This is a genomic window from Gemmatimonadota bacterium, from assembly GCA_026706345.1.
GTDB lineage: Bacteria > JAAXHH01 > JAAXHH01 > JAAXHH01 > JAAXHH01 > JAAXHH01.
The window spans coordinates 119,490-125,564 of record JAPOYX010000198.1 but is presented as its reverse complement, the minus strand read 5'-3'; the positions used below and the strand labels follow the sequence as shown (position 1 = coordinate 125,564).

Sequence of the window (6,075 nt, the reverse complement as noted above, 5' to 3'; positions counted from 1 at the left end):
GGTCCGAAGGGAGCATGCTCGCCCACCCCGTCGTGCCATCCGCTGAAATGGCCCTCGAAACGCAACACCTTCGTCTTGCCGGTGTATGCGCGGGCGACGCGGAGGGCGAGCATGCTCCCTTCGGACCCCGAGTTCACGAACCGTACGCGTTCCGCGCAGGGAACCAGCCGCTGTATCAGTTCGGCCCATTCCACCTGCATCGGGTGGTCGTTGCCGAAATGGAAGCCGAGGTCGAGGGCGTCGTGCATGGCCCGGCACACCTCCGGCGGCGCATGCCCCAGCAGCAGCGCGGCGTTGCCCATGCCGTAGTCGATGTACTCCCGGCCGTCCTCGTCCCACTTGCGGGAGCCCGACGCCCGCGACATGTACAGCGGCAGGGGATGGCCCCTGCGCAGGTCGTGCCCCACGCCGCCGGCGAGCGACGCCAGGGCCCGGGAATACAGTTCCGCGGCATGGGGCTGGGCCTTTCTATGTGCCTCGAAGGTTACATCATCCATGCATGATCCTCACTCGGGCCGCCCGATCATGTGACTCCGATTCATCGGCTGAACTCGCTCGATCAATTTCGCAGGTCGAACCCGTTCGTAAAACTCAACCGCTTGTTCAACTTCACAGGCTGAACCCGCTTGTTCAACTTCAAAGGTCGAACTCGTCTGATCAACTTCATCAGGTCGAAACAGTTCGTGCGACTCAACCCGTCCGTACAACTCAACTGCTTGTTCAACGTAACCTTTCAATCAACGCCAGCGTCCGGTCGACGACCCGTTGCTCCGAGTCCGGATGGATGGCCGTGGGCAGGCTGTAGGCCTGGAACAACAGATCGGGAACGCCGTACCATCGCTTATGGATATCCCACCCTCCGGGGGGCAGATCCGCCGCCCGCGGCAGGTAGCATACACACCCGTTGGTGTAGCCCAGGACCTGGGTATGCGGGAAGGGCGAGGCGGCCTTGATCGCCAGGCCGGTCTCATAGAAGGCTTCCGTGCTATTGGCCGCCAGGATGAAGTAGTTGATCCGAATGACCTGGATGACGACGTCAAGTGCGCGCGTTTCGGTGTCTATCGCTTCGACAAGCCGGTCGCTCCAATCGGCAAATCTCGTGTTTACAAGGATTTCCCACTCCCGGCCGCCAGCCAGGGCCCGGTCCTTCGCCCGGTGGCATTCCTCCCGGATGTCCTTTGCCTCGGTGAGCGAGGGCAGGTCGATGTACCGGAGCGAAACGGTCTCATCCGCGGCACCTAACGAGGTACATGACTCGCCGGTGGCCGGCTCCCAGGGCCAGACGGATATGCGGGACAGGGATCCCATGCTCTGGCGCTTCCCGCGCTTCCTGTGGGTGTGGATCGCGGAGGCGGTTTTGACGACTTCGGCCCCCAGCGTGTATCCCGTCCGGTTCTTTTCGTCCCGGCAGTCCTCGTCCATGCTCAGGCCGCCCCGGGGCATGATGTTCCCCCCGCATCCCTGGAGGAACAGCGACAGGCCGCCGCCGGCGTGCTCTATCAGGGCCCGTGCCGCCCCGGGGAAATCAGGCGAGGCCACCAGCGACCGGGGACCTATGGTCACCGGGTGACAGCCATAGCTGAACAGCGTGGCGATGGGTTGGCCGCCCAAGTCGTCTACGCGCAGGACGCCAACGGCCGGATCGGTCGGATGATCCGGCACTTCCCCGAGGAAGACGTCGCCGTTGGGATCGGTCTCCCGGCGATACACTCCAAGGGGGCATTCGCCCCAGCCCGCGCCGATGCGCGCGGGGGCAAGGCGTGCGTCGGCTTCACGCACCGCTTCCGTGATCCACCCACGGAGATTGTCCTGGTAGCGCGACTGAAGGGCGATCTGGCCGGGCTCGTCGGGGAACCACTCGGGCATGGCCGGCGAGCTGTGGGTGTGATTCAGGTTGATCATGACGTGGGAGGCCGCCGTGCCCACCGTTTCGGCAACCGTTTCCCGCAGGCCGTTCATCACCCCCCGTTCCATCCATCCGGTATCCGTCGCCACGATCACGATCTTTGTCTTGCCGTCCGTCAGCACCAGCGCCGTGGCCGTCAGATCGCTTTCGATCGCCTGGACGAGCCCCTCCCTCGAACTGAAGCCAAAGGTCCGGATTCCCAGCGGCGGATTAATCACCCGCCGGCCGGCGCCGGCGTACAGGTCGGGCATGGCGGTGAATCTCCGGAGGACGCCGCCTACATCGGCACGTGCTCCTGCATCAGGTCCTTCGTGAAGATCGTTTCCGTCAGGCAATCGACCTGGTTGCAATCGTACCAGGTCATGTAGACGAACTCGATGGACAGGCACCGCCGGTAATCCAGCGCTCTGAGACGCCGGGCGATATCGACGAAATCGATGGTGTTCTCGTCGAGCCTGGACTGCAGCTTGCCGGGGCGCGCCGCACGGATGTGGAAATGGTCGGTGTGGGCCAGGAGCGGGTGGATGCGCTCGTCCGGGATGTACTGCATGACGAAATGGGAATAGTCGAGGGTGACTGTGGCCCGGGGCGCCCGCTCCAGCAGGGCCAGTGTCCGTTCAGGCGTATCGACGACGGACTGGACGTGGGGTTCGAAGCGGACCGTGACGTCCCGTTCGCCCGCCATATCGGTTAGTTCGTTCATGGCGGCAGCCGTAGTCTCGAGGTTCTCCTCGAAGGCGCGGTCCGGGTGATGCATGCCCGGACTGATCGTAAATCCCGGAATGCCGACGTCCTCGCAGAAGCGGATGATGCCTTTGAACGAGGTGCTGTTCTGCCGCCTCACTGCCGTTTCGGGCGAGTTGAAGGAGCGCTCGTCGAGGGATGCGCCGAACTGGGGGAAGAAATCGACGGCCTCCAGTTCGTATTTGTCCAGCAACCGGTTGATGCGGTCCGCGTGGCCCTGAGGATCGGCGCCCACTTCGTCCGGTTCCAGGCTGCATCGCCCGCGGTCGTGAAAACCCGCTATGTCCACGCCCCTGAAACCCATGGCCCTGGCCAGCGCCAGCGTGCCTTCCAGGTCGAGGTATTCGAAGGAGTGGTTGCTAAGTGTCAGACGCATCGGCGACTCCCAGCAGGTTGTTCCAGCATTTCCACCGTATCTGGCGCTCCTTGTAGTGATCGCTCTGTCCGACGCCGAGCGGGTTGCCGAAAGACAGCACGTTCTTGGGGTCTTCCCGTTTCCCGCCCCAGGCGGTGGGTACGTTCATGGCCTCGGGATCGTGGTTCCACGTCGGCGCCTTGTTGTCCCGGACCCGCCTGAACAGGAACTTGATCATATGGCGCTTGAGCGGCGTACGGTTGGCGGCGGTGCCGTGCCAGAGGTCGTAGTGGGTCAGGGCCACGGTCCCGGCCTTGAGTACCATGGGCACCTGGCCGCGGATGTTGGTGTAGGTGGCCATGCGGTCCGTCGGCGCGTTGCGGAACTGGGTGCCCGGGACGATGATCGTCGGACCCATCTCCGGGGTGATGTCCGTCGGATAGTACAGCCCGAGGAGCCGGTCGATACGGGTATCCCGGCTGTTGGTGCTGTCCTGGTGCCAGGACATGTGGCCGGTGTGCGGTTGCTTGCAGTGCCAGTGGCGGTGGCCCTGTACTTCGTAGTCCTCGCCGAGCAGGCTGACCAGGGCGCCTTTCACGGCCGGATGTTCGATCACCTGCCACAGCTCCGGCACGACGTCCGCGATGGCGTCACCGGGATTGTGGTCCAGTTCGTCCAGCTGGCCGGCGATGTGCTCGTTGAGTCCTCCGGGAAGATCGGGTTCTAGCAGGTGATAGCCGTTCACGAGAAAGCCGACTATCTCCATGTCTGTCAGGAGATGGGACTTGTCCGCTCCTGCTTCTGGCCGTTCCACGTCCGCTTGTAGCGATCCCGCCTCCGATACCGCGCCCCGTGCCGTCGACAACCGGTTCTTATCCATCCTGAAACTCCTCCAGTTTCTGTAAGATGAATTCGTATCCCACGACGTCCAGATCCCTGTCGTCGATGGGCGCCTGGAGATGGGGGAACTGCACGATCTGCCAGCCGTCGACCAGGGCGTCGTGCACGGTGTTGTAGGGCCATTCCGGCACATCCGCCGTGATTTCAGCCTGGTAGTCCTTGACGGGTTCGATGGGGGTGTATCCAAGAATATCGGCGAAAACGCTGGGCGTCCGCGCGTGCAGGTAAAGCAGCCGCTGCCTGACGCTGGAGTTTGACGGTGAAGAGGGCATGACACTATCCGCCTATGCACAACTGCGTCGAACTTCGAATGTCGAACTTTAGCAATGTCGTAAGATTGAATAGCGTGCGATTCAGGCTTTCGTGCCGTCAATCGGTCAAGATAACAGGTACCGTTCAATCCGTCTACGAGAATCAGATACCCCGTAATCGAGTCGGGCACGACGGTACGGCGAGAAGCCTGTTTCCCTCGGCAAGGTGTGATTTCCCTGCACGCGTCAGGTACCGTACTTGCCTTCCGGGTATGCCCGCCGCTGTCCTATGTGGGATAATGTCTCACCTGGTTCGCGAGCAACACTTTCAGGGAAACACGGTGTCTTTTAAGCACATTTGGGGTGTGTTTTTCTGCAAAAAGTAGGGTTTTACCCCATAGACCGGCGAGATTCAGTCCTTACATTCCCTGTCTTTGCAGTCAGACAGTCCGGCGGTCGACGCGATCCGCTTTCGCAAGTCCTCAGGCCGTGATGTTCAGAACACAGTGTCGCGGATGCAGTCGATACAACCGGTTCAACAATCAGCAATATGCCGTAAGTGGAGTATACATGGGATCATCTGGAAACAGTGACCACAGTTCAAACGAGCAAATTGAGCATTATCACGAACATGCTGCCTTTGAACCGATTGTTCACAAAAGCGACGTTATGAAACGAATTTGTTCGATGACCTTTCGGTATGCACGAACGGATATGCCGGTATTGATAACGGGAGAAACCGGGACCGGGAAAGAACTGATCGCCAGGGCGGTTCATACGGCAAGTAGCCGCGCCGACCAACCCTTTGTCATCGTGGATTGCGCCGCGCTGCCTGAGACGCTGATGGGAAACGAGCTTTTTGGTCACGAAAGGGGCGCCTACACGGGCGCCGACAGGAAGCAGCCGGGCCTGTTTGCCGCTGCGAATAAAGGCACTATCTTCCTCGACGAAATCGGTGAACTGCCTCTGAACGCACAGGCCGTATTACTACGGGTACTACAGGATGGATCGTATCGGCCCTATGGCAGTGTCCGGCAAATGAATACGGACGTTCGAGTAATCGCAGCTACCAATCGCGATCTGCAGGAGGCCGTAGTTCAAAAGTCCTTCCGGCTGGATCTCTACCATCGAATCGGGAGTGTGGTGCTCCAGATGCCTCCGTTGCGGTCGCGTATCGCAGATATACCCTTACTCTTCCGCCACTTCATGAAAGAACTGACGCCTTCCGATGTCGGGGAAATGGAAGTTTCTCCAGCGGTGATGTCCAGATTGCTTCGCCACGGGTGGGAGGGCAACGTAAGAGAACTCGAGAACAGGCTCAGGGCGGCGATTGCGTTGGCGTCGAATGGTCAGGTTACCGTTGAGAATATCTTTCCTGAAGAAGTTGAGGGCACAGACCGAAGTAACGAAATTCAGTCGCTCCGAACTGTCAGAACAGGTACGACAAAGGATACGGAAGGTCAATATCTTGAGAACATTTTAAGGGAAACGAATGGCAACGTATCGAAGGCTGCGGAAATCGTCGGAGTGCATCGCACCCATCTGTATAAACTATTACGTATTCATGGGATATCTCCGTCTCAATATCGGTGAATGATCAAACCTCTGGAAGTTTCTGTGCCTTGTATCAGTATTTCGCATGACTACCTGATTGCTGTGCTACCTCCCATAATTTACCTTTTCCATGCGGGTCCTCCTCCGGGGAGACGCAGATGTTCGCCAATGGGACGTTTCCGAGTGTACCGATTCTGATGGATTAGTCGAAAACCAGGCGTACATCTCGAAACGTATCTTATGTATGGTGTCTCTAGGTGCGTTTGTCCGCCGGAAATCCCATCAATGCGCGGGGTAGACCTGCTTTAAGTAACATGGACCTGCGGGATGCGGAGTAGATCGGGGCAATGTGGGTAGACCTGCAC

At 59.8% G+C, this 6,075-nt stretch carries 6 protein-coding genes; 1 reads left to right on the top strand and 5 read right to left on the bottom strand.

What is annotated here, in order from left to right; translation table 11 throughout:
* From OXG98_13695 to OXG98_13675, 5 genes are all read right to left on the bottom strand, one after another.
* The coding region (locus tag OXG98_13695; GenBank protein MCY3773056.1) for an aminotransferase class III-fold pyridoxal phosphate-dependent enzyme at positions 1 to 497 on the bottom strand (497 nt) is incomplete at its 3' end.
* A gap of 223 nt (positions 498 to 720) precedes the next feature.
* On the bottom strand, positions 721 to 2,157 hold the full coding sequence (locus OXG98_13690; GenBank protein MCY3773055.1) for a neutral/alkaline non-lysosomal ceramidase N-terminal domain-containing protein: 1,437 nt from the start codon (positions 2,155 to 2,157) through the stop codon (positions 721 to 723).
* Between the two features lie 26 nt (positions 2,158 to 2,183).
* Positions 2,184 to 3,026: a sugar phosphate isomerase/epimerase gene (locus tag OXG98_13685; GenBank protein MCY3773054.1), complete on the bottom strand. Its 843-nt coding sequence runs from the start codon at positions 3,024 to 3,026 to the stop codon at positions 2,184 to 2,186.
* Positions 3,010 to 3,885 (bottom strand): phytanoyl-CoA dioxygenase family protein, encoded by an 876-nt coding sequence (locus tag OXG98_13680; GenBank protein MCY3773053.1) that lies wholly within the window; start codon positions 3,883 to 3,885, stop codon positions 3,010 to 3,012. The genes OXG98_13685 and OXG98_13680 overlap by 17 nt, the downstream gene beginning before the upstream one ends.
* The gene (locus OXG98_13675) at positions 3,878 to 4,177 is read right to left on the bottom strand and encodes a hypothetical protein (GenBank protein MCY3773052.1); all 300 of its coding nucleotides are present in this window, start codon (positions 4,175 to 4,177) and stop codon (positions 3,878 to 3,880) included. Before OXG98_13675 ends, OXG98_13680 begins: the two co-directional genes overlap by 8 nt.
* A 549-nt stretch (positions 4,178 to 4,726) precedes the next feature.
* On the opposite strand from OXG98_13675, the gene OXG98_13670 reads away from it, so the two are divergent.
* Positions 4,727 to 5,749 carry a sigma-54 dependent transcriptional regulator gene (locus OXG98_13670; GenBank protein MCY3773051.1) on the top strand — a complete coding sequence of 341 codons (1,023 nt, stop codon included), beginning with the start codon at positions 4,727 to 4,729 and terminating at the stop codon, positions 5,747 to 5,749.
* Positions 5,750 to 6,075 lie beyond the last annotated feature (326 nt).

What these genes read in the sequence shown, in the direction of transcription:
- OXG98_13690 (MCY3773055.1), bottom strand. Translation starts at nt 2,157, where the DNA reads ATGCCCGACCTGTACGCCGGCGCCGGCCGGCGGGTGATTAATCCGCCG.
- OXG98_13685 (MCY3773054.1), bottom strand. Translation starts at nt 3,026, where the DNA reads ATGCGTCTGACACTTAGCAACCACTCCTTCGAATACCTCGACCTGGAA.
- OXG98_13680 (MCY3773053.1), bottom strand. Translation starts at nt 3,885, where the DNA reads ATGGATAAGAACCGGTTGTCGACGGCACGGGGCGCGGTATCGGAGGCG.
- OXG98_13675 (MCY3773052.1), bottom strand. Translation starts at nt 4,177, where the DNA reads ATGCCCTCTTCACCGTCAAACTCCAGCGTCAGGCAGCGGCTGCTTTAC.
- OXG98_13670 (MCY3773051.1), top strand. Translation starts at nt 4,727, where the DNA reads ATGGGATCATCTGGAAACAGTGACCACAGTTCAAACGAGCAAATTGAG.